The sequence below is a fragment of the Streptomyces sp. NPDC102278 genome (assembly GCF_044766345.1).
Taxonomy (GTDB): Bacteria; Actinomycetota; Actinomycetes; order Streptomycetales; family Streptomycetaceae; genus Streptomyces.
Map to the genome: position 1 here is coordinate 915252 of NZ_JBIWLV010000001.1, position 22013 is coordinate 937264.

23 protein-coding genes are annotated in these 22013 nt (G+C 72.6%); 4 read left to right on the top strand and 19 right to left on the bottom strand.

Features of this window, described 5'->3' with window-relative positions; genetic code table 11:
• Both ACIRO3_RS04175 and ACIRO3_RS04180 read right to left on the bottom strand, forming a co-directional pair.
• On the bottom strand, positions 1-810 hold the full coding sequence (locus ACIRO3_RS04175; protein WP_404132139.1) for a polysaccharide deacetylase family protein: 810 nt from the start codon (positions 808-810) through the stop codon (positions 1-3).
• A 321-nt stretch (positions 811-1131) separates the two neighbouring features.
• Positions 1132-2067, bottom strand: a complete 936-nt coding sequence (locus ACIRO3_RS04180; RefSeq protein WP_404132142.1) for a polysaccharide deacetylase family protein — start codon at positions 2065-2067, stop codon at positions 1132-1134.
• Between ACIRO3_RS04180 and ACIRO3_RS04185 the strand changes: the two genes are divergently transcribed.
• Positions 2050-3336, top strand: a complete 1287-nt coding sequence (locus ACIRO3_RS04185) for a methyltransferase domain-containing protein (RefSeq protein WP_404132145.1) — start codon at positions 2050-2052, stop codon at positions 3334-3336. The genes ACIRO3_RS04180 and ACIRO3_RS04185 overlap by 18 nt on opposite strands.
• On the opposite strand, the gene ACIRO3_RS04190 is transcribed toward ACIRO3_RS04185, so the two are convergent.
• The 5 genes from ACIRO3_RS04190 to tsaB form a co-directional block, all read right to left on the bottom strand.
• On the bottom strand, positions 3242-3985 hold the full coding sequence (locus ACIRO3_RS04190) for a hypothetical protein (protein WP_404132148.1): 744 nt from the start codon (positions 3983-3985) through the stop codon (positions 3242-3244). The two genes, ACIRO3_RS04185 and ACIRO3_RS04190, sit on opposite strands and share 95 nt — an antisense overlap.
• An 80-nt stretch (positions 3986-4065) precedes the next feature.
• On the bottom strand, positions 4066-4320 hold the full coding sequence (locus tag ACIRO3_RS04195; protein ID WP_361779816.1) for a hypothetical protein: 255 nt from the start codon (positions 4318-4320) through the stop codon (positions 4066-4068).
• A gap of 14 nt (positions 4321-4334) precedes the next feature.
• Positions 4335-5492, bottom strand: coding sequence for a tRNA (adenosine(37)-N6)-threonylcarbamoyltransferase complex transferase subunit TsaD (gene tsaD, locus ACIRO3_RS04200; protein WP_361779635.1), 1158 nt, complete (start codon positions 5490-5492; stop codon positions 4335-4337).
• On the bottom strand, positions 5485-6006 hold the full coding sequence (gene rimI, locus ACIRO3_RS04205; protein ID WP_404132152.1) for a ribosomal protein S18-alanine N-acetyltransferase: 522 nt from the start codon (positions 6004-6006) through the stop codon (positions 5485-5487). Before rimI ends, tsaD begins: the two co-directional genes overlap by 8 nt.
• The gene (gene tsaB / locus ACIRO3_RS04210) at positions 6003-6665 is read right to left on the bottom strand and encodes a tRNA (adenosine(37)-N6)-threonylcarbamoyltransferase complex dimerization subunit type 1 TsaB (RefSeq protein WP_404132155.1); all 663 of its coding nucleotides are present in this window, start codon (positions 6663-6665) and stop codon (positions 6003-6005) included. The genes rimI and tsaB overlap by 4 nt, the downstream gene beginning before the upstream one ends.
• 171 nt (positions 6666-6836) lie before the next feature.
• On the opposite strand from tsaB, the gene ACIRO3_RS04215 reads away from it, so the two are divergent.
• Positions 6837-7397: a hypothetical protein gene (locus tag ACIRO3_RS04215; RefSeq protein WP_361779644.1), complete on the top strand. Its 561-nt coding sequence runs from the start codon at positions 6837-6839 to the stop codon at positions 7395-7397.
• A 39-nt stretch (positions 7398-7436) separates the two neighbouring features.
• On the opposite strand, the gene ACIRO3_RS04220 is transcribed toward ACIRO3_RS04215, so the two are convergent.
• The 8 genes from ACIRO3_RS04220 to ACIRO3_RS04255 all read right to left on the bottom strand — a co-directional run bounded on the left by ACIRO3_RS04220 (position 7437) and on the right by ACIRO3_RS04255 (position 15365).
• Positions 7437-7616, bottom strand: coding sequence for a hypothetical protein (locus ACIRO3_RS04220; protein ID WP_404132159.1), 180 nt, complete (start codon positions 7614-7616; stop codon positions 7437-7439).
• A gap of 120 nt (positions 7617-7736) precedes the next feature.
• A complete protein-coding gene (tsaE, locus tag ACIRO3_RS04225) occupies positions 7737-8312 on the bottom strand; it encodes a tRNA (adenosine(37)-N6)-threonylcarbamoyltransferase complex ATPase subunit type 1 TsaE (protein ID WP_404132163.1) in 576 nt (191 codons plus the stop codon).
• Complete coding sequence (locus tag ACIRO3_RS04230; protein WP_365998866.1) at positions 8269-9408, bottom strand: alpha/beta hydrolase; 1140 nt, start codon at positions 9406-9408, stop codon at positions 8269-8271. Before ACIRO3_RS04230 ends, tsaE begins: the two co-directional genes overlap by 44 nt.
• A gap of 68 nt (positions 9409-9476) precedes the next feature.
• On the bottom strand, positions 9477-10613 hold the full coding sequence (gene alr, locus ACIRO3_RS04235; protein WP_404132166.1) for an alanine racemase: 1137 nt from the start codon (positions 10611-10613) through the stop codon (positions 9477-9479).
• Positions 10614-10683: 70 nt separating this feature from the next.
• A complete protein-coding gene (locus ACIRO3_RS04240; RefSeq protein ID WP_404132169.1) occupies positions 10684-12096 on the bottom strand; it encodes an NAD(P)H-hydrate dehydratase in 1413 nt (470 codons plus the stop codon).
• A gap of 92 nt (positions 12097-12188) precedes the next feature.
• Positions 12189-12557: a holo-ACP synthase gene (locus tag ACIRO3_RS04245; RefSeq protein WP_361779659.1), complete on the bottom strand. Its 369-nt coding sequence runs from the start codon at positions 12555-12557 to the stop codon at positions 12189-12191.
• Between the two features lie 75 nt (positions 12558-12632).
• Positions 12633-14480 (bottom strand): glutamine--fructose-6-phosphate transaminase (isomerizing), encoded by a 1848-nt coding sequence (gene glmS, locus ACIRO3_RS04250; RefSeq protein ID WP_404132173.1) that lies wholly within the window; start codon positions 14478-14480, stop codon positions 12633-12635.
• A 120-nt stretch (positions 14481-14600) separates the two neighbouring features.
• Entirely contained in the window at positions 14601-15365 is a 765-nt protein-coding gene (locus ACIRO3_RS04255; protein ID WP_365998811.1) for a hypothetical protein, read from the bottom strand.
• A 285-nt stretch (positions 15366-15650) separates the two neighbouring features.
• Here ACIRO3_RS04255 and coaA point away from each other — a divergent pair, with 285 nt between their 5' ends.
• Together coaA and ACIRO3_RS04265 are read left to right on the top strand one after the other, a co-directional pair.
• Positions 15651-16670: a type I pantothenate kinase gene (gene coaA / locus ACIRO3_RS04260; protein ID WP_361779668.1), complete on the top strand. Its 1020-nt coding sequence runs from the start codon at positions 15651-15653 to the stop codon at positions 16668-16670.
• 48 nt (positions 16671-16718) lie between these two features.
• Positions 16719-17666, top strand: coding sequence for a DUF389 domain-containing protein (locus ACIRO3_RS04265; RefSeq protein WP_361779671.1), 948 nt, complete (start codon positions 16719-16721; stop codon positions 17664-17666).
• A gap of 12 nt (positions 17667-17678) precedes the next feature.
• On the opposite strand, the gene glmM is transcribed toward ACIRO3_RS04265, so the two are convergent.
• From glmM to ACIRO3_RS04285, 4 genes are all read right to left on the bottom strand, one after another.
• Positions 17679-19037, bottom strand: coding sequence for a phosphoglucosamine mutase (glmM, locus tag ACIRO3_RS04270; RefSeq protein ID WP_361779674.1), 1359 nt, complete (start codon positions 19035-19037; stop codon positions 17679-17681).
• 134 nt (positions 19038-19171) lie between these two features.
• Positions 19172-19693 (bottom strand): 30S ribosomal protein S9, encoded by a 522-nt coding sequence (gene rpsI / locus ACIRO3_RS04275; protein ID WP_053682604.1) that lies wholly within the window; start codon positions 19691-19693, stop codon positions 19172-19174.
• A gap of 42 nt (positions 19694-19735) precedes the next feature.
• A complete protein-coding gene (gene rplM / locus ACIRO3_RS04280; RefSeq protein ID WP_030230678.1) occupies positions 19736-20179 on the bottom strand; it encodes a 50S ribosomal protein L13 in 444 nt (147 codons plus the stop codon).
• Between the two features lie 233 nt (positions 20180-20412).
• Positions 20413-21711, bottom strand: a complete 1299-nt coding sequence (locus ACIRO3_RS04285; protein ID WP_404132179.1) for a glycosyltransferase family 87 protein — start codon at positions 21709-21711, stop codon at positions 20413-20415.
• Positions 21712-22013: the final 302 nt, after the last annotated feature.

A 22013-nucleotide genomic window follows, 5' to 3' on the forward strand; every position in this document is an offset into this window, starting at 1 on the left:
CTAGAGGTAGTCCTCCAGGCGGCCTATCGCGTAGCCCTGCTCCTGGATGCGCCTCAGCATCCGGGTCGTCATCTCGGTCTCGGTGGAGCCCTTGAGCTCCGCGGGGCCGCGGAAGTGGGCCAGGATGATGTCGCCCGGCTTGAGGGCGGAACCCTCGGCGTACTGGAAGTCGTTGATCTGCATCGACGCCCGCCAGAGGACGACCGTCGAGACGCCGCACTCGGAGGCGGCCCTGAGGGTGTCGTCGTTGTAGTTGCCGAACGGCGGCCGGAAGAGCTTCGGCTTGGCGCCGAACCGCTTCGCCAGGCGTTCCTGCTGCCCGCATATCTCCTTCTTCTGCGCCGCGTAGGGCAGGGTCCGGAGGTTGGGGTGGGTCAGGGTGTGGTTGTTGATCGTGCTGCCGCTGCCGTTGTCTCGCAGGGCCTGGAAGTGCCCGTAGTCGGAGGAGGCCACGTTGTCGGTGAGGAACATGCCGATCGGCAGCTTCAGGTCGGCCGCCATCTTCAGGAACTCGGGGTTCTTCTCCGCGCCGTCGTCGAAGGTCAGGAAGACGACCTTCTCGGCGGGGGCCACGGGTATCCGGTCCACGAGCGCCGGCCTGCCCGGGGCGGGCTTGGGGAGTCGGGGCTTCTGCGCCGGCTTGGGGGCGTACGCGACCGGGGCCGTCAGGCCCCACTTCCGGTAGGGCTGCTCCGCCGCCGCGGGCGCTCCGGCGGGCGCGCTCGACGCCGCGGCCGGGGCCGAGGGGGACGGGGACGCCGCACCCGTCTCCGGCTTCGTCTTGCGGCCCAGTCGTTCGATGGGCTCCACGCTGTTGCCGCATCCCGCCAGGGACGCCACGAGGGCGCCGACCGCGAGCGCCCCGGCCACCCCTCGGCGGGCGGCGGGACCGGGGTGACGTCCGCGCGGGTGACGCGCGCCCCCTGAAGGAGCGGTACGGGAAAGGTGTTTGAAAGTCATACGCACGTGCGGAATGTATACCCGGATGGGGATATTCCGTTGATATGACCCGGCGGGGCCGCGGAGGGCGCGGTACCGGCGGTGCGGCGGGGCGTGCGGAGCCGGTCTCCCCGCGGGGAGGGATTCCGCACGCGTACCGCTCGTCGGCCGCCGGGGATCAGTCGACGGGGATCAGACGTAGTCCTCCAGCCGCCCGATGGCGAAGCCCTTGTCCGTGACCGTCTTCAGGGTGTGGCGCACCATGTCGGTCATGGTGGCCTTCCAGTCCTCCTTGCCGCGGAAGTGCGTGAGGATGATGTCGCCGGCGTGCAGGTCCCGGTCCCATTCGCGCCAGTCCATGCGGTTGGGGAAGGCCTCGGCGTTCCACAGCGGAACCGCCTTGATGCCACAGGACTTGGCCGCGCGCAGCGTGTCCTGGTTGTAGTTGCCGTACGGCGGCCGGAAGAGGCTCGGCCGCTTGCCGAACTGCTTCTGGATCGTGTCCTGCTGGCCGCAGATCTCCTCGCGCTGCTTCTCGTAGGAGAGCGCCGGCATGTAGCGGTGGTTGAGCGTGTGGTTGTTCAGGGTGACGCCGGCGGCCTGCATCTCCTTGAAGTACGGGTAGTTGTCCTTCACGACGTAGTCGCTGAGGAACGCCGTGTACGGGATGTTCAGTTCCTTCATCATCTTCAGGAACTCGGGGTCCTTCTCGGCCCCGTCGTCGACTGTCAGGAAGACGACCTTCTCCTCGGTGGGGACCGTGGTGAAGACCGGCGGGTATTCCTCCTGGTCCTCGACCTCGAAGCCGTCTCGCGTGGTGATCTCCGGCTTCGTCTTCGGCGGCGCCGGCGCGACGAGCGGCACCTTGGCCAGGCCCCAGCGCTTCGCCGCGGCGATCCGGGCCTGCTGGGCGGCCTTGGCCCGCTCGGCGGGGTTGAGGAGCGCGCCCGCCGCGCCCTCGGCGCCGGTCTTGGGCTTGGTGACGGGGCCCGATTCCGTGGAGCTGCACGCCGTGCCGAGGGCGGCGACCAGCAGCGCGGCGAGGGCCACGCCGTACCGGCCGCGCGGACGCGCCGCTGACCGGTGACCTTGTTGCGTCTTATTTCCCTTTTGTCGTACAGGCTGCATAACGCCGGATCCTTACAGCACCGCCCGGCGCGTCCCCGGCGACACCTCGACCGGATCCGGACCTTCCATCGACTGGCCCACAATGAACCGGTGACCCCCGAAGACTTCGCCGCACTGCTCACCCCCGAGGGCGACGCCCTCCTCGACTCGCTCCGCGACCACGACCCCGCACAGGAGCTCGCCCTCGCCACCCGGCTGCGCCGCGAGCACCCGGCCGCGCTGGTCTCCGCCGCGCTCGGTCAGGCCCGGCTGCGGCAGCGGGCGGTCGCCAAGTTCGGGGCCGAGGACGCGTTCCGCATGTACTTCACGCCCGGCGGCGGCGAGATGGCCACCCGCGCCTCGGTGGCCGGGTACCGCGCCGAGCGGCTCGCCGCCCTGGGCGTACGCAGCGTGGCCGACCTGTGCTGCGGCATCGGCGGCGACGCCCTGGCCCTGGCCCGCCTCGGGATCCGGGTGCTGGCCGTGGACCACGACCCGCTGACGGTCGCCGTCGCGCGGGCCAACGCCGCCGCGCTGGGGCTGGCGGACCTGATCGAGGTCCGGGAAGCCGACGTGACGGACGTGGACACCGCGGGGTACGACGCCGTCTTCATCGACCCGGCCCGGCGCGGCGGACGCGGGCGGATCTTCGACCCCGAGGGCTACTCGCCGCCGCTCTCCTGGGCCGTCGAGGCCGCCCGGACCGCGCGGTACGCCGCCATCAAGATCGCCCCCGGGATCCCGCACGAGGCCGTGCCCGCCGAGGCGGAGGCCGAGTGGATCTCCGACCAGGGGGACGTGAAGGAGGCGGTGCTGTGGTTCGGGACCGCGCCCGGCACCGTGCGCGCCACCCTGCTGCCCGGACCGCGCGCGCTGGAGACCTCCGACCCGCTGCCCGATCCGCAGGCCGGGCCGGTCGGCCGCTGGCTCTACGAGCCCGACGGCGCCGTGATCCGCGCCCACCTCGTCGCGGAGGTCGCCGAGCGGCTGGACGGCCGGCTCATCGACCCGACCATCGCCTACATCACCGCCGACGAGCTGCGCGCGACCCCGTACGCGACCGCGTACGAGATCACCGACGTCCTGCCCTTCGGCCTCAAGAAGCTCAAGGCCCTGCTGCGCGAGCGCGGGGTGGGCGTGCTGACCGTGAAGAAGCGGGGCTCGGCGATCGAGCCCGAGGAACTGCGCAGGAAGGTCAAGCCGCAGGGCCCGAACTCCGCGACGGTGTTCCTGACGCGCGTGGCGGGCGCCCCGTCGATGCTGATCGGCGCGCCGGCGCCCCGGGACTGAGCCGCCCGGACGGCGCCGGGGCCCCCGGCCCGGGCTCGGCGGGTCGCAGGGCGCACACCGCCCAGCGGTAGTGGGCGCCGGCCTTGCCGAGGCCCAGCAGGGCGGTGACCCACAGGATCAGGCCGAGTCCCATCGGGAGGAGCAGCTCCGCGTACGGGCCCTCCCCCGGCCGCGTTCCGGTCGCCGCCCCGAAGGTCACCCGGAGTCCGAGGACGCCCAGGGCGAGGGAGGCCAGCAGCCAGGCCAGGCTCCGGCCGGGGGCGCGCAGCCGCCGGTCGACGGCCGGGTCGCGGTCCGAGGCCGCCCAGGCGCACTGGAGTTGCCGTATCCGCCGGTCCAGCCGGGCGCCCCGGCCGAACCAGATGCCGGCGGGCACCACCACGCCGGCGGCGAGCGCGGCGAAGACGAGGCCGAGGACGCGGGCGAGGGGGCCGCCCTCCTCGAAGGCCATCAGGGCCATCCCGACGAAGGACCAGCCGAGGGCGAAGACGGCCGCGACGGCCCAGAGCAGCAGGAGCCGTTCGAGGCCCAGGCTGCGGCGGACCAGTTCCGCCAGGGAGCGCGCGCGGTCGGCCCGTACGACGGACTCGTCCAGCCACTCGCGCAGGTGCGCGGGCGGGGGCGGAGGAGGCAGGTCACGGCGAGACATGCGCACGACCGTAGCGGGGGCCGCTCCAGGACCGCCGGAGGGAGCCTGGAAGGACGCGCCGGGCCCGGCCACCGCCCCGTTCAGCCGCCCGTGACCTCCACCGACTCGAACCGCCAGCGGTGCACGGCCCGGGTGATCAGGTCGGCGGCCGGCTCGGGCAGTTCGGGGAGCTGCGCCGCCGCCCCCTCGGGGGCGTCCCACCAGGTGAGCACCAGCACCCGGTCCTGGGCCGCGCGCAACACCTCGCGGCGCACCGGCTCCCGGGCCAGCACCTGGGAACGGGCCCACTCCAGCAGCTCGTTGCCCCGCCCGGCGACGGCGCGGGCCTCCCACATCAGCGTGACGGTGCTCACGAGTACAGGTTGTCCTTGCTCAGCTCGTGCACGTGGTCGTGATCGTGGGAGTGCCCGTGTCCGCCGTGTGCGTGCCCGTGGCCGCCGTCCGCGTCGTCGTGGGCGTGCGCGGTTCCCGGCACGTGCGGTTCCGTCACCGGCAGCGAGGAGTCCGCGGACAGGTCCCAGTCCGAGGCGGGCCGGTTCCGCTTGACCATCTCCGCGCCCAGCGCCGCCACCATCGCGCCGTTGTCCGTGCACAGCTTCGGACGCGGCACCCGCAGCACGATCCCGGCGGCGTCACAGCGTTCCTGCGCCAGCGAGCGCAGCCGGGAGTTGGCCGCCACACCGCCGCCGATCATGAGGTGATCGACGCCCTCGTCCTTGCAGGCGCGGATCGCCTTGCGGGTCAGCACGTCCACGACCGCCTCCTGGAAGGAGGCCGCCACGTCGCGCACCGGCACGTCCTCGCCGGCCTTCCGCTTCGCCTCGATCCAGCGGGCCACGGCCGTCTTGAGACCGGAGAAGGAGAAGTCGTACGCCGCGTCGCGCGGCCCCGTCAGTCCGCGCGGGAAGTTGATCGCCTTCGGGTCGCCCTCGCGCGCGAGCCGGTCGATGACCGGGCCGCCGGGGAAGCCCAGCTGGAGCACGCGCGCGATCTTGTCGAAGGCCTCGCCCGCCGCGTCGTCGATGGTCGCGCCGAGCGGCCGTACGTCGGTGGTGATGTCCGGGGCCAGGAGCAGCGAGGAGTGCCCGCCGGAGACCAGCAGGGCCATGGTCGGTTCCGGCAGCGGGCCGTGTTCGAGCTGGTCGACGCAGATGTGCGAGGCCAGGTGGTTCACCCCGTACAGCGGCTTGCCGAGGGCGTACGCGTAGGCCTTCGCCGCCGAGACGCCGACGAGCAGGGCGCCGGCGAGGCCCGGGCCGGCGGTGACGGCGATGCCGTCGAGGTCGCGGGCGCTGACCCCGGCCTCCTTCAGGGCGCGCTCGATGGTCGGCACCATCGCCTCCAGGTGGGCCCGGGAGGCGACCTCGGGGACGACCCCGCCGAAGCGGGCGTGCTCGTCGACGCTCGACGCGATGGCGTCCGCCAGCAGGGTGGTGCCGCGGACGACGCCGACGCCGGTCTCGTCGCAGGACGTCTCGATGCCGAGGACGAGGGGTTCGTCAGCCATGGGACTCACTTCTCACGGGTTGTGCGGAGTTCAGGGAGTTCGCGGGGTCGGCGAGGCGCATCACGAGCGCGTCGACGTTGCCCGGTTGGTAGTAGCCGCGTCGGAATCCGATGGGCTCGAAGCCGAAGCGCTCGTAGAGCTTCTGGGCCCGCGTGTTGTCCACGCGCACCTCCAGGAGCACTTCCGCGCATTCGAAGGCGGTCGCGGCGCGCAGCAGGTCGGTGAGCAGTCGGGCGCCGAGGCCGGTGCCCCACTGTTCGCGGGCGACCGCGATGGTCTGTACGTCGCCCAGGTCGCCGGCGGCGGCCAGTCCGGCGTAGCCGACCAGGCGGCCGGTCCCGTCCTCGGCGACCACGTAGCGGCGGGTGGCGTGCGGGCCGCGGGCGTGGGCGAGTTCGGACCAGAACATCCCGGCGGACCAGGCGTCCTCGGGGAAGAGCACGTGCTCCAGCTCCAGCACCGGTTCGATGTCCCACCAGCGCATGTCGCGCAGCACCACGGTCGGGGCCGTCACTGCGGGGTGACCACCTTGTAGTTCTTGGGCACCTGGGCGTCGGGGCGGCGCAGGTACAGCGGCGTCGGGGGCAGGAACTCCGCCCCGGCCGCCAGTCGTTCCGCGGCCAGGGCCGCGAGGGCGCCGGCGGACTGGTGCTCGGGGGCCCGCGCGTCGGTGAAGACGTCCGGGTAGAGCACGGCGCCCTGGCCGACGGCGGGCAGGCCGGCGACCTGTTCGGCGATGTCGGCGGGGCGGTCCACGGCGGGTTCGCCGACGCGGGTGCGCGGGTCCTCGTAGCGGGCCCAGTAGACCTCCTTGCGCCGCGCGTCGGTGGCGACGACGAAGGGGCCCTCGACTCCGGCGGTGCCCGCGGCGTACGCGAGCCCGTCGAGGGTGCACAGGCCGTGGACGGGGACGCCGAGGACGGAGGCGAAGGTGGAGGCGGTGACGAGGCCGACCCGGAGTCCCGTGTAGGGGCCGGGGCCGACGCCGACGACGATGCCGGTGACGGCGTCGAGCTTCAGCCCGGCCTCGGCGAGCACCTTGTCGACGGAGGGCAGCAGCAGCTCCCCGTGGCGGCGGGCGTCGACCCGGTTCGACTCGGCGAGGACGGACTCGCCGTCGTGCAGGGCGACGGTGACGGCGGGCGTGGCGGTATCTACAGCGAGCAAGAGCACGCGAACAGCCTACGACTCCGGGGCCCCGGGCCCTTCCGGCCGGTCGTCGGGCACCCTGACTGCTACCTTTCGACCGGGGTACCGCGAGGTGCCTCCCGGACGCCCCGGGGCAGGCCCCGTCGGATCGTTTCGGCACAACGCTTTCAGAACCACGCGGAGAGGTGGAGCAAGGTGGCACGCAGCAGCTCGGGAATCGTGGCCGGGCTCACCGTGGCGGCGCTCGCCGCCGTCGGCTTCCTCGGCTACCAGGCCTCCGCGACGGCGCCGGCGCACCCCGTGAAGGCCTCCCCGCAGGCACCGGCGTCCGGCGCTCCGAGCCAGTCCCCCGCCAAGCAGGACCCGGCGAAGACCACGGCCGTGCCGGAGGGCTCGGGCACGGGGGAACGCGTCGTGTACTCGGTGTCCGGCAAGCGGGTCTGGCTGGTGGCGCAGGACGGTCGCGCGGCGAAGACCTTCGCGGTGATGCCCAGCACGGTGCACCCGGCGGCGGGCACCTACGTCGTCGGTTCCCGCGCGGGCGCGGTGCCGGGCTCGGACGGGGCGCCGATCGAGCACGTGGTGCGGTTCGCGAGCGTGGACGGCGTCTCCATCGGGTTCAGCGCCCGGGTGGACGGCAAGACGCCGGCGCCGGACCCGGCCAAGAAGACCGGCGGCATCCGCATGTCGCGGCTCGACGGTGACGCGATGTGGACGTTCGCGACGATCAACTCGAAGGTCGTCGTCGTTCCCTGACCCGCCGGCGGGTCCGCCCGTTTCACCCGTACGTGGGAATCAGGCCGCTTCGGACTCCGGAGCGGCCTGTTCCGTGTTCGCGGGCGCCCGGGAGGCCGGTTCGCACGCGGGCGGCGTCGAGATGGCCGCGGCGGCCGCGCACGAGGCGAGCAGGGCTCGCATGGACACGACCGTGCGGGGCGTTCGCTCCGCTCCCGCTGCTGCTCCTGCTGCCGACATGGATGCCTCCTGGACGGGCCCGGGACGCCGTACTTAGGTATACCTAACCAGCGCTCGCTACCATGTCACCACGAGCGTACCCACCGGCGCAACGTTTTCCCGACGAGTTGTCGGTACCTTTTACCGCGCGGCCCGATCCGCCCGCCCGGTCGATCCCGCGAGTCCGGCGAGCCCGGCGTCCGCCCAGCGCGACCCGATGCCGCGCACGGTGACCTGTCGTACGTCGTCCAGGACCTCCTCGTGCCCGACCGCCCGGGAGATCACCACGTGCAGCCGGTCGTCGGAGAGTTCCTCGACCTTGCCGTCGCCCCACTCCACGACGACCACGGACTCGGGCAGCGAGACGTCGAGGTCGAGGTCCTCCATCTCCTCCAGGCCGCCGCCGAGCCGGTACGCGTCCACGTGCACCAGCGCCGGGCCGCCGCCGAGGGACGGATGGACCCGGGCGATGACGAAGGTCGGCGAGGTCACGGCCCCGCGCACGCCGAGGCCCTCGCCCAGGCCCCGGGTGAGGGTGGTCTTGCCGGCGCCGAGTTCGCCGGTCAGCAGGACCAGGTCGCCGGGGCGCAGCAGGGCGGCGACGCGACGGCCCAGGTCCCGCATGGATTCGGGCGAGTCGACGGTGATCAGGTTCTCGGTGGCGGCGCCGGCCTCAGGAGCCTGGCTGCGCTGCGCTTCCCGCGGTGCTTCTTCCATGCCCGCCAACGTTAGCGGCTTCGGATCCCGTGTCCGGCACGGCTCCGGTGCGGGCCAGCAGCCCGGTCAGCAGCCCGGTCACGATCTCCGGGCGCTCCAGCATCATCAGGTGCCCGGTGTTCTCCAGGACCACCAGCTCGGCGGCCGGCAGTGCCTCCTTCAGGGCGACGCTGTGCTCCGCGGGGGTGATCATGTCCCGGTCGCCCGCGACGATGGTGACGGGGACGCCCGCGAACCGCTGGAGCGCGGCGGTCTTGTCGTGGATCTGGAACGCCGGGTAGAACTCGGCGACCACGTCGATCGGCGTCGCCTCGATCAGCCGCTCGGCGAACCGCGCGACGCCCGGGTCCACGTCCCGCGAGCCGAACGAGTACTGCTTGATCATGCCCGCGAAGAGGTCCGCGGTGGCCCGTCGGCCCCGCTCCACGAGCTCCACCTGCGAGCCGAGGACCTTGAGCACCCCGGGCAGCAGCCGCCGCACGGCCCCCATCCCGACCGCCGGCAGTCCGTACGTCACCTCCCCGAGCAGCCCGCTGGAGGTGCCGACCAGCGCCACCCCGAGCACCCGGTCGCGCACCAGCTCGGGGAACTGCTCGGCCAGGGCCATGATGGTCATGCCGCCCATGGAGTGCCCGACCAGCACCAGCGGCCCCTCGGGGGCGGCGGCGTCGAGGACGGCCTTGAGGTCGCGGCCGAGCTGGTCGATCGTGACGGGTTCGCCGTCGGCCTGGGCGAGGCCGCGCATGCTGCGGCCGTGGCTGCGCTGGTCCCAGTACACGGCGCGGACCACTGCGCGCAGGGCGGCCCGCTGGAAGTGCCAGGAGTCCTGGCCCAGGCAGTAGCCGTGGCAGAAGACGACGGTGACGGCGGGCGGGGCCTTGCGGCGCGGCCGGCGCCGCTTGTCCGGGTCCGCCGCGGGCAGCTCGTCCACCTCGTAGTACAGCTCGGTGCCGTCCTCGGCCAGGGCCGTCCCCTCGGCGCCGCGCAGGGAGCCGTAGTCCCCCGCGGCGTCGAGGGCCAGTCGGGCCTTCATCCGCAGGCCGCGGCCCACCGTGATCCGTTCGACGGCGACACCGGCGGCCGCGCCGGCCGCCATCACACCGATCGCGGCTCCGGCCCAGCCGGCCTTGCGCCAGTTCTCGCTCACGCCGTCGCCGTCCTCACTCAGCCGTTGCGGTACACCCGAGGCACGCGCCCCCCGATACGGGTGACGATCTCATACGCGATCGTGTGCGCCGCTTGAGCCCAGTCCTCGGCGGTGGGTTCGCCGAGGTCACCGGGGCCGAAGAGGATCGCCGGATCGCCCGCCGCGACGTCGGCGTCACCGATGTCGACGACGAACTGGTCCATGGCCACCCGCCCGGCCGCCCGCCGGATCTCACCGCCCACCAGGACGGGCCCGGAGCCGGAGGCGTGGCGCGGGACACCGTCCGCGTAGCCGACGGGGATCAGGGCCAGGCGGGTCTCCCGCTCCGTCACGTAGTGGTGCCCGTAGCTGACTCCGTGGCCGACGGGAACGTTCTTCACGAGCGCCACGGACGCCTTGAGGGACATCGCGGGCCGCAGCCCCAGCTGGGCGGGGGTCCCCAACTCGGGCGCGGGCGACACGCCGTACACGGCGATCCCGCAGCGCACCAGGTCGAAGTGGGCCTCCGGCAGCGTGAGCGTGGCCGGCGAGTTGGCGATGTGCCGCACCTCGGGCTCGACGCCCTCCTTCTCGGCGTACGCGAGCATGTCGCGGAAGGCGGCGAGCTGTAGCGCGATCGAGGGGTGCCCGGGTTCGTCGGCGCAGGCGAAGTGCGACCAGACGCCCGTGACCTGGACGGTCCCCTCCGCCTGCGCGGCGACGGCGGCGCCGACCAGTTCGGCCCAGTCCGCGGGCTGGCAGCCGTTGCGGCCGAGCCCCGTGTCGGCCTTGAGCTGGATCCGCGCGCTGCGTCCGGCCGCCCGCGCGGCCTCCCGTACCTCCTCCAGCGCCCACATCCCGCTGACCGCGACGTCCACGTCGGCCTCGACGGCCTCCCGCCAGGGCCCGCCGGGCGTCCACAGCCAGCACAGGATCCGTGCCCCGATCCCGGCGGCGCGCAGCGCGAGCGCCTCCTCGGGCGTGGCGGTCCCCAGCCAGGTCGCCCCGGCCTCCAGGGCCGCGCGGGCGCAGGGCACGGCCCCGTGCCCGTAGGCGTCGGACTTGACGACGGCCATCAGCTCGGCCCGGGGCGCCCGCTCGCGCAGCGCGCGCACGTTGCTCCGCACGGCGGCAAGGTCGATCTCGGCGTAGGCGCGCGTCGGTGTCTCGTTCATCCCGCACAGTCTCTCAGAACCCCCCGGGGGCTCCGCTCCCCCGCGTGTCGGGGGCCGACCGGGAGCGGTCTCACCCGGCCCGGACGTCCCGCCAGGCCCTGGGCACCGCGTCCGCCACCTGCTGCGCGAGGATCGGCGCCCCGTCGGAGGCGAAGCGGCCGGCCAGTCCGTGCAGGTACGCCGCCACCGCCCCGGCGTCCGCCCCGGACAGGCCCGCCGCCAACAGCGACCCCGCCACCCCGGACAGCACGTCCCCGCTGCCCGCGGTCGCCAACCACGGCGTCCCCGTCGGGTTGACCCGGACGAGCGCTTCGCCGTCGGAGGCGATCAGCGTCGTCGAGCCCTTCAGCAGGGCCGAGGCGCCGTAGCGTCGCGCCAACGCGCGCACCGCCGCCAGCCGACCCGCCTCCACCTCCTCCCGGGACACCCCCAGCAGCGCCGCCGCCTCCCCCGCGTGCGGGGTCAGCAGGGTCGCCGCGGACCGCCCGCGCAGCACCTCGGGGTCCAGGCCGCGCAACCCGTCCGCGTCGACCAGCACCGGTACGTCGGACTGCGCCAGCACGCCCGCGACCTCGTCGGACCGCGCGTCCCCCAGCCCCGGCCCGACCACCCACGCCTGTACCCGGCCCGGCCCGATCAGCGTCTCCGGGTACCGGGCGAGCACCGCGTCCGCCGCCGGCCCCACGTACCGCACCGCCCCGGCGCCGCCCCGCAGCGCGCCCGCCACGGCCAGCACCGCCGCGCCCGGGTAGCGCGCGGAGCCCGCGACGATGCCCACCACACCGCGCCGGTACTTGTCGCTCTCCGCCGTCGGCTCGGGCAGCAGCCGCGCCACGTCGGCGTGTTGCAGGGCCTCCAGTTCCGGCGCGGGCAGCTCCAGCCCGATGTCCACCGGTCGCACCACCCCGGCCCGCGCGGCCCCCGGGTCGATGAGCAGGCCGGGCTTGTGCGCCCCGAAGGTCACCGTGACGTCGGCCCGTACGGCCGCCCCCGCCACCTCCCCGGTGTCCGCGTCCACCCCGCTGGGCAGGTCCACGGCGACGACCACCGCGCCCGCCGGGATGCGTTCCACCAGCGCGGCGGCCGCCGGTCGCAGCGCGCCCCGCCCGCCGATGCCGACGAGCCCGTCCACGACCAGGTCGGCGTGCTCCGCGACGTCCCGAGCCAGGCGGCCTCCCGCGGCCAGCAGCGCGGCGACCCCGCCCGGGTGCGTCCGGGCGGGGTCCATCGGCACCGCCGTCACCCCGGCGCCGCGCCGGGCCAGCCGCGCGCCGGCGTACAGCGCGTCGCCGCCGTTGTCCCCGGGGCCGACCAGCAGCACGACCCGCGCCCCGTACACCTTGCCCCGACGCCGTGTCAGCAGGCCCGCGCACACGGCGGCCAGGCCGGCCGCCGCCCGCAGCATCAGGGCCCCCTCCGGCAGGCCGGCCATCAGCTCGCGCTCGGCGGCCCGTACGGTCTCCACGCTGTAAGCAGTACGCATGGCATCAGCCTGCCCGAAAAACCGGCGCCGGCCCGGTCGTCCGGGCCGGCGCGGCGCGACCCGCCCCGGCCGCCCGCACCGGCGCCGGGCCGCTATCCCTCGGCGATCACCACGGCCGAGGCCACACCGGCGTCGTGGCTCAGCGAGATGTGCCAGGACTTCACGCCCAGGGCCAGCGCCCGGGCCTCGACGGTCCCGGACACCCGCAGGCGGGGCTGTCCCGTGTCCTCCACGTACACCTCGGCGTCGGTCCACAGCAGCCCGCCGGGCGCCCCGAGCGCCTTGGCCAGCGCCTCCTTGGCCGCGAACCGGGCGGCGAGCGAGGCGGTACCGCGCCGCTCGCCGCTCGGCAGCGTCAACTCGGAGTCGAGGAAGAGCCGTCGGGCCAGGTTCGGCGTCCGCTCCAGCGCGGCGCCGAACCGCTCGATCTCGGCAACGTCAATCCCCACACCGACAATCACGACGCACACCACTCCCACGCAGCCTGTGTTCCGCCGTCACCACCGCGGCGACGGATCGGCGCCCGCGCGTTTGGCTCACTCCACGGTCACCGACTTGGCGAGGTTACGCGGCTGGTCCACCTCGTTGCCCCGCGCCGTCGCCAGCTCGCAGGCGAACACCTGCAACGGCACGGTCGCCACCAGCGGTTGGAGCAGCGTCGGCGTCGCCGGGATGCGGATCAGGTGGTCGGCGTACGGGACCACCGCCTCGTCGCCCTCCTCCGCGATGACGATCGTGCGCGCACCGCGCGCCCGGATCTCCTGGATGTTCGACACGATCTTGTCGTGCAGCACGGAGCGCCCGCGCGGCGACGGCACGACCACCACCACCGGCAGGTCCTTCTCGATCAGCGCGATCGGCCCGTGCTTCAGTTCGCCCGCCGCGAAGCCCTCGGCGTGCATGTACGCCAGCTCCTTCAGCTTGAGCGCGCCCTCCAGCGCCACCGGGTAGCCCACGTGCCGGCCGAGGAAGAGCACGGTGTTCTTGTCGGCGAGCGAGCGCGCGAGCTCCCGTACCGGCTCCATCGTCTCCAGCACGGTGTCCACGGCCGCCGCGATGTCCGACAGCTCCCGGATCACCGACTCGATCTCGTCGCCCCATTTGGTGCCCCGTACCTGCCCGAGGTACAGCGCGACGAGGTAGCAGGCCACCAGCTGCGTGAGGAACGCCTTGGTCGAGGCGACGGCCACCTCCGGGCCGGCGTGCGTGTACAGCACGGCGTCCGATTCGCGCGGGATCGTCGAGCCGTTCGTGTTGCAGACGGCCAGCACCCTGGCGCCCTGTTCGCGCGCGTGGCGCAGCGCCATCAGGGTGTCCATGGTCTCGCCGGACTGCGAGATCGCGATCACCAGCGTCCGCTGGTCCAGGATCGGGTCGCGGTAGCGGAACTCGCTGGCCAGTTCCGTCTCGCACGGGATGCGGGTCCAGTGCTCGATGGCCAGCTTCGCGATCATCCCCGCGTGGTAGGCCGTACCGCAGGCCACGATCACGACCTTGTCCACCTCGCGCAGGACCGAGGGCGGGATGCGCACCTCGTCGAGCGTCAGCAGGCCGCTCGCGTCGATGCGGCCCAGGAGGGTGTCGGCGACGGCCTTCGGCTGCTCGGCGATCTCCTTGAGCATGAAGTAGTCGTACCCTCCCTTCTCGGCCGCCGAGGCGTCCCAGTCCACGTGGTACGCCCGCACGGACGCGACCGATCCGTCGAAGTTGGTCACCGTGACCCCGTCACGGCGCAGTTCGACGACCTGGTCCTGCCCCAGCTCGATCGCGGACCGGGTGTGGGCGATGAAGGCGGCCACGTCCGAGGCCAGGAAGTTCTCGTTCTCCCCGACGCCCACCACCAGGGGCGAGTTCCGGCGCGCCCCGACCACCACGTCCGGTTGGTCGGCGTGCACCGCGACCAGCGTGAACGCCCCTTGCAGGAGACGGCACACCTGCCGCATCGCCTCGGTGAGGTCCCCGCAGACCCCGAACCGCTCCGCCAGCAGGTGCGCGACCACCTCGGTGTCCGTCTCGGACTCCAGGCGGTGCCCGCGCTCGGCCAGTTCGGCGCGCAGCTCGGCGAAGTTCTCGATGATTCCGTTGTGCACGACGGCCACGCGTCCCGAATTGTCCAGGTGCGGGTGCGCGTTGGCATCGGTGGGCCCGCCGTGGGTCGCCCACCGCGTGTGTCCCAGGCCCGTGGACCCGGCCGGCAGCGGGCGCCCGACCAGTTCCTTCTCCAGGTTGACGAGCTTCCCGGCCTTCTTGACGGAGGAGAGTTCCCCGTCCGCGACCACGGCGACGCCCGCCGAGTCGTAGCCGCGGTATTCCAGCCGCTTGAGTCCGGCGATGACCACATCGAGCGCCGACTGCGCTCCTACGTAACCCACAATTCCGCACATAGGCGGCAGGGTACGCCGTGGTCGGCCTCCTGCCCGGTACCTGAACAGGACGAAAAAAGCCGCCCCCACCGTCCCGGCGAGTTCGCCGGGGCGGCGGGGGCGGCGCCGCCGCCGCCGGGGTCAGCCGAGCTTCTTGACCTGCGCGTCGACGACGACCTTCGGCTGCTCGGAGTCGCCGGCCAGGTTCAGCGCCCAGAACGTCGCCAGGGTGTTGCCCTTGCGCACGACGACCGTGTGCGTCTTCTTCTTCTGGCCGTCGCCCATGTCCATCACGGTGGAGAACCCGACGGCCTCGTCACCGGAGGTCACCGGCTGGGCCGTGACGTTCCCGATCGGGGTCTTCTCGCCCTCCGAGCTGATGGCGAAGCCGCCGGCGCAGGCCGTGATCGCGGTCTTGACGGAGGCGAACGCGTCCTCGGCGCCCTTGCCGTCGTAGGAGGAGAGGGTGACCGAGGTCGCCGTCGACTTCAGGGCGCCCATGGCCGCCTCCAGCTTCTCGTCCACGCTCGCGCCCTCGGCCGCCGGCTTGGGCAGCTCGACGGCCATGATCCGGCCCACACCGGTGGACGTGGCGAGCGGCTGCATGGACTGGGCCTGGGCCAGCACCTTGCACTCGGGCTTGTCGGAGTCGACCGGGGCGGTCTTCTCCTCCTTGAACGGCTCGATCTTGTGCGTGGGCAGCTCGGCCTGCGTGACCAGGAGCGGGGCCAGCTCGGCCGCCGTCTTCCCCTTGGCGGCGGGAGCGGCCGACGACGAGGCGCCCGCGGACGCCTTGGCGTCCGTCGTGGTGTCGGAGGCCTTGTCGGAGCCACAGGCGGTGGCCAGCAGCGTCAGGGACACGGCGGAAGCGGTCAGGACGGTACGACGGACAAAAGCGGAACGCACGGTGTTTCTCCCCCACAGGCGGTACACAGAAAACTCGGAAGGCATGCCGGACGGCCCCGGAAACGCCCTGGTGAGGGGCGCGCATCGGAGCCGCGGCAAACATCAAGATAAAGTAAAACCCGATCACCCGATCAGGTTTGATCGGCCATCGGCGCAATCGTGACCCTGGCGATACCGACCGTGACGTCGAATCGAGACCGTGGCCGCGCGATCCCGCCCCCGGCCCGCCCCGCACGTGACCGACCCCACCACCCACAAGCGGTCCCGAGCCCCGACAATGGCAGTGTGATCACTTCGCCGCCACGAAGCACGCCGGACCGCGCGACGGAGCGCGCCGGCCATCGCCGGGCTCCCGACGCCTCCCCGTACGTCGACCTCACCCGGGCCGAGTGGAGCGCCCTGCGCGAGCGGACCCCCCTCCCCCTCACCGCCGAGGAGGTCGAGCGGCTCCGCGGTCTGGGGGACGTGATCGACCTCGACGAGGTACGGGACGTCTACCTGCCGCTGTCGCGCCTGCTCAACCTGTACGTCGGCGCCACCGACAATCTCCGCGGCACCCTCAACACCTTCCTCGGCGACGCGGGCAACGGCCACGGCGCCCAGACGGGCACCCCCTTCGTCATAGGGGTCGCCGGCTCCGTCGCGGTCGGCAAGTCCACGGTGGCCCGTCTCCTCCAGGCCCTCCTGGCCCGCTGGCCCGAGCACCCGCGCGTGGAGCTCGTCACCACGGACGGCTTCCTGTACCCGATGAAGGAACTCCAGCGGCGCGGCCTGACCGCCCGCAAGGGCTTCCCGGAGTCGTACGACCGCCGCGCCCTCACCCGGTTCGTCGCGGACATCAAGGCGGGCAAGGACGAGGTCACCGCCCCCGTCTACTCCCACCTCATCTACGACATCGTCCCGGGCGAGCGACTCGTCGTGCGCCGCCCGGACATCCTGATCGTCGAGGGGCTCAACGTGCTCCAGCCGGCCCTGCCCGGCAAGGACGGCCGCACCCGCGTGGGCCTCGCCGACTACTTCGACTTCAGCGTGTACGTGGACGCGCGCCCCGAGGACATCGAGCGCTGGTACCTGGGCCGCTTCCGGAAGCTGCGCGAGACCGCCTTCCAGAACCCCTTCTCGTACTTCCGCAAGTACACGCAGGTCTCCGAGGAGGAGGCCATGGAGTACGCGCGGACCATGTGGCGGACCATCAACAAGCCCAACCTGCTGGAGAACGTGGCACCCACCCGCGGTCGGGCCACGCTCGTCGTCCGCAAGGGCCCGGACCACAAGGTCCAGAAGTTGAGCCTGCGCAAGCTCTGACCGCCACCGGCCGGGCGAATCCCCGACGACAGGGCCTAGGGTGCGGCCATGCTGCATCTGCGGATGATCATCCCGTCCGAACGCACGGACGCCGTCGTCGACGTCGTGGAGTCCACGGTCGGCACCGCCCACCTCGTCGTCCTGCCGGGCGCCGGCCGCGACCCCCGCGGCGATCTCGTCCTGTGCGACGTCGCCCGGGAGGCCGGTGACGAACTGATCCGGGAACTGCGGGCGCTCGGGATCGACGAGGACGGCTCGATCGCCGTCGAGAACATCGACCTGTCGCTGTCGAAGCGGGCCGACGCCGCCGAGGAGGAGGCGCCGGGCGAGGGCGCCGACGCGGTGCTGTGGGAGCAACTGACCGAGGCCACCCACGAGGAGTCCACGCTCACCATCACCTACTGCGCCTTCATGATGCTCGCGACGATGATCGCGGCCTGCGGCGTGGTCCTCGACAACGCGGTCCTGATCGTGGGCGCGATGGCCGTCGGGCCCGAGTTCGGCCCGCTCGCCGGGGTCTGCACGGCGGTCGTGCGGCGCGCCCCACGGCTCGCCCTGCGCTCACTGGGCGCGCTGCTGATCGGTTTCGCCGTCGCGATCGCCGCCACCACGGTGTTCAGCCTGGGCATGGACGCGATCGGACAGTTCTCCGAGGAGATGCTGGACAGCCCCCGCCCGAACACCGGCTTCATCTGGAAGCCGGACCCGCTGTCCTTCGTGGTCTCGCTGCTCGCCGGCGTGGCCGGGGTGCTCTCGCTGACCTCGGCGAAGTCCGGCGCGCTGGTCGGCGTGGCGATCTCGGTGACCACCGTCCCCGCGGCCGCCAACGCCGCCGTGGCCCTGGGCTACGGGGAACTCGCCCAGATGTGGGGCTCGGTCGAGCAGTTGCTGGTGAACCTCGGCGGGATCATGCTCGCCGGGATCCTGACCCTGTTCGCGCAGAAACTGCTGTGGCGGACCCAACGAGGTCGTTGGGTCCGCCACGGGAAAAGCTGAGGTGCGGGTCGGTCAGCCGAGGGCCGACTTCACCACGTCCGCGAGCCGCCCCGCGACCGCGCGGGCCTGCTCGATGTCGGCGGCCTCCACCATCACCCGTACGAGCGGCTCCGTACCGGACGGACGGAGCAGCACGCGACCGGTGGTGCCCAGCTCGCGCTCGGCGTCGGTGACCGCCGCCGCCAGCTCGGCCGAGGTGGTGACCCGGGTCCTGTCCACGTCCGGGACGTTGATCAGGACCTGCGGCAGCCGCTGCATCACGCCGGCCAGGTCGGCCAGGGAACGGCCGGTGGCGGCGACGCGGGCGGCCAGCATCAGGCCGGTCAGCGTGCCGTCGCCGGTGGTGGCGTGGTCGAGGATGATCACGTGGCCGGACTGCTCGCCGCCCAGCGCGTAGCCGTGCTCCTTCATCGACTCCAGCACGTAGCGGTCGCCGACCCCGGTCTGCACGACCTGGATGCCCTCGCCCTCCATCGCCAGCTTGAAGCCCAGGTTGGACATCACGGTGCCCACCACGGTGTTCTCGCGCAGCTGGCCCGCCTCGCGCATGGCCAGCGCCAGCACCGCGAGGATCTGGTCGCCGTCGATCTCCTCGCCGTCGCCGTCCACGGCCAGGCAGCGGTCCGCGTCGCCGTCGTGCGCGATGCCGAAGTCGGCGCCGTGCTCGACGACGGCCTGCTTGAGCAGCCCGAGGTGGGTGGAGCCGCAGCCGTCGTTGATGTTCAGGCCGTTCGGCTCGGCGCCGATCGTGATGATCTCCGCGCCGGCCCGCGTGAACGCCTCGGGCGAGACCCGGGCGGCCGCGCCGTGCGCCTCGTCGAGAACGACCTTGAGGCCTTCGAGGCGGTTGGGCAGGACACCGATGAGGTGCGCGACGTACTTGTCGAAGCCCTCGTCGTAGTCGGAGACCCGGCCGACGCCGGAGCCGGTGGGCCGGTCCCAGGGAGCGCCGGTGCGGTGCTCCTCGTAGACGGACTCGATCCGACCCTCCAGGTCGTCGGCCAGCTTGTGGCCGCCGCGCGCGAAGAACTTGATGCCGTTGTCGGGCATCGCGTTGTGGCTGGCGGAGAGCATCACGCCGAGGTCGGCGCCCAGCGCACCGGTGAGATACGCCACCGCCGGGGTGGGCAGCACACCGACGCGCAGGACGTCCACGCCCGCGCTCGCGAGGCCGGCGACGACCGCGGCCTCCAGGAACTCACCGGACGCGCGCGGATCGCGGCCGACCACCGCGGTGGCCCGATGACCGGCGAACGTACCCGCCTCGGCCAGTACGTGTGCGGCCGCCACGGAGAGACCGAGCGCGAGCTCGGCCGTCAGATCCGCGTTGGCAACGCCCCGTACACCGTCCGTCCCGAAGAGTCGTCCCACTGTTGTCCTCCCGAGTTAACGCTTCGCTTGTGACCGCTGTGACAAATATGTGCCGCTTGTGGCGGTAAACGAACCGCCCCGGCAGCACGAAGAGTGCTGCCGGGGCGGTTTCGTTGCGGAACAGCAGGCGCAGATTAACGCTTGCTGTACTGCGGAGCCTTACGGGCCTTCTTGAGACCGGCCTTCTTGCGCTCGACCGCACGGTCGTCGCGGGAGAGGAAGCCGGCCTTCTTCAGCGCCGGGCGGTTGTTGTCCACGTCCGCCTCGTTCAGCGCACGGGCCACACCGAGGCGCAGGGCGCCGGCCTGGCCGGAAACGCCGCCACCCGAGATGCGGGCGATGACGTCGTAACGGTTGTCCAGCTCCAGGAGCTTGAACGGCTCGTTGACTTCCTGCTGGTGCACCTTGTTGGGGAAGTAGTCCTCAAGGGTGCGACCGTTGATCTTCCACTTGCCGGTGCCCGGAACGATCCGGACGCGGGCGATGGCGTTCTTGCGACGGCCCAGGCCGGCGGCCGGCTGGGGGTCGCCGAAGCGACCGGCAAGGGACTCGGAGGTGTAGTCGCCCTCGACGACGACCTCGGACTCGCTGGTGTACTCCTCGACGTTGCCCTCGAACTCTTCGACGGGGGTCGTCTCGGCGGTGGTCTCGGCCACGATGCTCCTCAGAATTTTCTACGTCTTAGGGGGTGGCCGGAACTACTGCGCGACCTGGGTGATCTCGAACGGCACCGGCTGCTGGGCAGCGTGGGGGTGCTGGTCGCCCGAGTAGACCTTCAGCTTCGAGAGCATCTGACGGCCCAGGGTGTTCTTGGGGAGCATGCCCTTGATGGCCTTCTCGACGGCCTTCTCCGGGTTGTTCGCCAGGAGGTCGTCGTAGCGCACCGAACGGAGACCGCCCGGGAAGCCCGAGTGGCGGTACGCCATCTTCTGGGTCGCCTTGTTGCCGGACAGGTGAACCTTGTCGGCGTTGACGATGATGACGAAGTCGCCCATGTCCATGTGGGGGGCGTAGGTCGGCTTGTGCTTACCCCGCAGGAGGGCAGCGGCCTGGGTCGCCAGACGGCCGAGGACAACGTCCTGGGCGTCGATGACGAGCCACTGGCGCGAGATGTCGCCGGGCTTGGGGCTGAACGTACGCACGCGTATGCCTTCGCTTCTTCAGTGGTGGTATCCCAAGGGCGCAAGCCCCACGGGAAGGTCCTGACAGGGTCACCACGGACGATCACGACAGCCCTCGTTCACATCGGGGACGCAACCCGAGCGTGAACTGCTGGTCATCGGTCCGGTGGACCGGCGCAAGGCCCTTTCACGTGAGAATGAGCAAGCCAATACGCAGAACAAACCAGCAGGGTACCCAAGCAGACCCGTACGGGTCAAAACGCGGTCCGCGATGCCGACTCGGTCGACGTCGCGGCGCACTCCGGTTCGGTCCTGGGTGGGGACCCCGCAGTTGTTACCGGGTCCAGAGTAACCCGAACGGAGCGCGGCGAACGACGCGCCAGCACGATCGCGAGCCCGCACAGCGTCACGCAGTCGCGGAACGCCCGCCTCTTGCGGGCCAGCTCGGTGGGCCACGGGACCCCCGCCACCTGCGGCACCAACGCCGCCCAGAACCAGGGCGAGCGCGGCGTCGAACCGGCCCGGACCCCCGACGCCAGCAGCAGCGGCAGCACCACCAGGAGGTAGTGGTCGAAGGAGGGCCGTGACACCAGGAATGCGGCGAGCATCACCATGCAGGCCGTCTCGACCAGCCGCAGTTCACCGTCGTCGACGTCATCGGTACGCCGCCAGCGCACCCAGGCCGCCCACAGGCCGCCCGCCGCCCCCGCGAACGCCACCAGCACGGCGAACACCCCCGGCACCCCCAGCCGCGGCAGCACCGCGATCGGCGAGGCGTCCCACGGCAGGGCGTACTCGTCCTGCCCCTGGAGCAGGAATGGCAGCGTCTTGGTGAAGAACAGCGTCGGACTCGGCATCAACAGCGCCCCCAGCAGGGACAGCGCCACCGGGGTCAGCACCGCCGCGGCCAGCCCCCGCCACTGCCGGGCCACCAGGAACAGCACGCCGATCGGCACCAGCATCGGCTTGCAGGCGATCGCCAGGCCCACCACCAGCCCGGCCGCCGCCCAGGAACGCCGGTGCGCCAGCAGCAGCGCCACCGGCAGGGCGGCCGCCGAGATCGCCGTCCAGTTCCCGATCAGCACCAGGTTCAGGTACGGCTTGTAGGCCAGCGCGAACAGCCCGAAACCGCCGATCGCGAACCGCGACGTCGCGGGCACCGCGAACAGCCGCAGCGCGGCCCACCACCCGACCCCGATCAACCCCGACATCCCCAACGGAAGCAGCCAGCGCAGCGCCCACGTGGGCAGCAGCGCCTCCGGCACCGCCATGAGGACCGCGCTCGGCAGGTAGAGGAACCGCTTGTCCTCGTACGGGGACACACCGGCCAGCAGCGCGTCCGCGGCCTTGACCACGAAGGCGTTGTCCGAGCCCCAGTTCTCCCGCAGGCTCGTCGAGACCGCGATCGTCAGCACGATCGCGAGGGAGAGCGCCCACAGGGACCGGGGCGCGGGCCGGAGCAGCCAGGCGAGCCGGCCACCCCCCGGGCCGGGCGCACCCGCGCCACCTCGGGAACCCCACCCCACGAGCCAGATGCCAGGTCGCAGCCGCACGCCGTCTCCCCCTCGAAATCCGCGCCGGGGTGGTCCGCCCCGAACGCTTCCGCTCGATCCGCAGGGCCTCAGCGCTTCCGCTCGACCCGCCGCTCGTCCCACACCGGTTCCTGAGACCCATCCCTCACCGCCACCCTCGCACCCCTCGGCCCAGGGGCCTCAGCGGCTTCGGTCGGCTGCGCCGGACTCCGCCCGTCGAAACGCACCGCAGGGCCTCAGCGCTTCCGCTCGACCCGCCGCTCGTCCCACACCGGTTCCTGAGACCCATCCCTCACCGCCACCCTCGCACCCCTCGGCCCAGT

Bases quoted from the DNA above. Each gene is read 5' to 3' on its own strand.
- ACIRO3_RS04180 (WP_404132142.1), bottom strand. From the start codon at position 2,067: ATGCAGCCTGTACGACAAAAGGGAAATAAGACGCAACAAGGTCACCGG.
- ACIRO3_RS04190 (WP_404132148.1), bottom strand. From the start codon at position 3,985: ATGTCTCGCCGTGACCTGCCTCCTCCGCCCCCGCCCGCGCACCTGCGC.
- ACIRO3_RS04195 (WP_361779816.1), bottom strand. From the start codon at position 4,320: ATGTGGGAGGCCCGCGCCGTCGCCGGGCGGGGCAACGAGCTGCTGGAG.
- tsaD (WP_361779635.1), bottom strand. From the start codon at position 5,492: ATGGCTGACGAACCCCTCGTCCTCGGCATCGAGACGTCCTGCGACGAG.
- ACIRO3_RS04220 (WP_404132159.1), bottom strand. From the start codon at position 7,616: ATGTCGGCAGCAGGAGCAGCAGCGGGAGCGGAGCGAACGCCCCGCACG.
- tsaE (WP_404132163.1), bottom strand. From the start codon at position 8,312: ATGGAAGAAGCACCGCGGGAAGCGCAGCGCAGCCAGGCTCCTGAGGCC.
- ACIRO3_RS04230 (WP_365998866.1), bottom strand. From the start codon at position 9,408: ATGGCGGCCGGCGCGGCCGCCGGTGTCGCCGTCGAACGGATCACGGTG.
- alr (WP_404132166.1), bottom strand. From the start codon at position 10,613: ATGAACGAGACACCGACGCGCGCCTACGCCGAGATCGACCTTGCCGCC.
- ACIRO3_RS04240 (WP_404132169.1), bottom strand. From the start codon at position 12,096: ATGCGTACTGCTTACAGCGTGGAGACCGTACGGGCCGCCGAGCGCGAG.
- glmS (WP_404132173.1), bottom strand. From the start codon at position 14,480: ATGTGCGGAATTGTGGGTTACGTAGGAGCGCAGTCGGCGCTCGATGTG.
- ACIRO3_RS04265 (WP_361779671.1), top strand. From the start codon at position 16,719: ATGCTGCATCTGCGGATGATCATCCCGTCCGAACGCACGGACGCCGTC.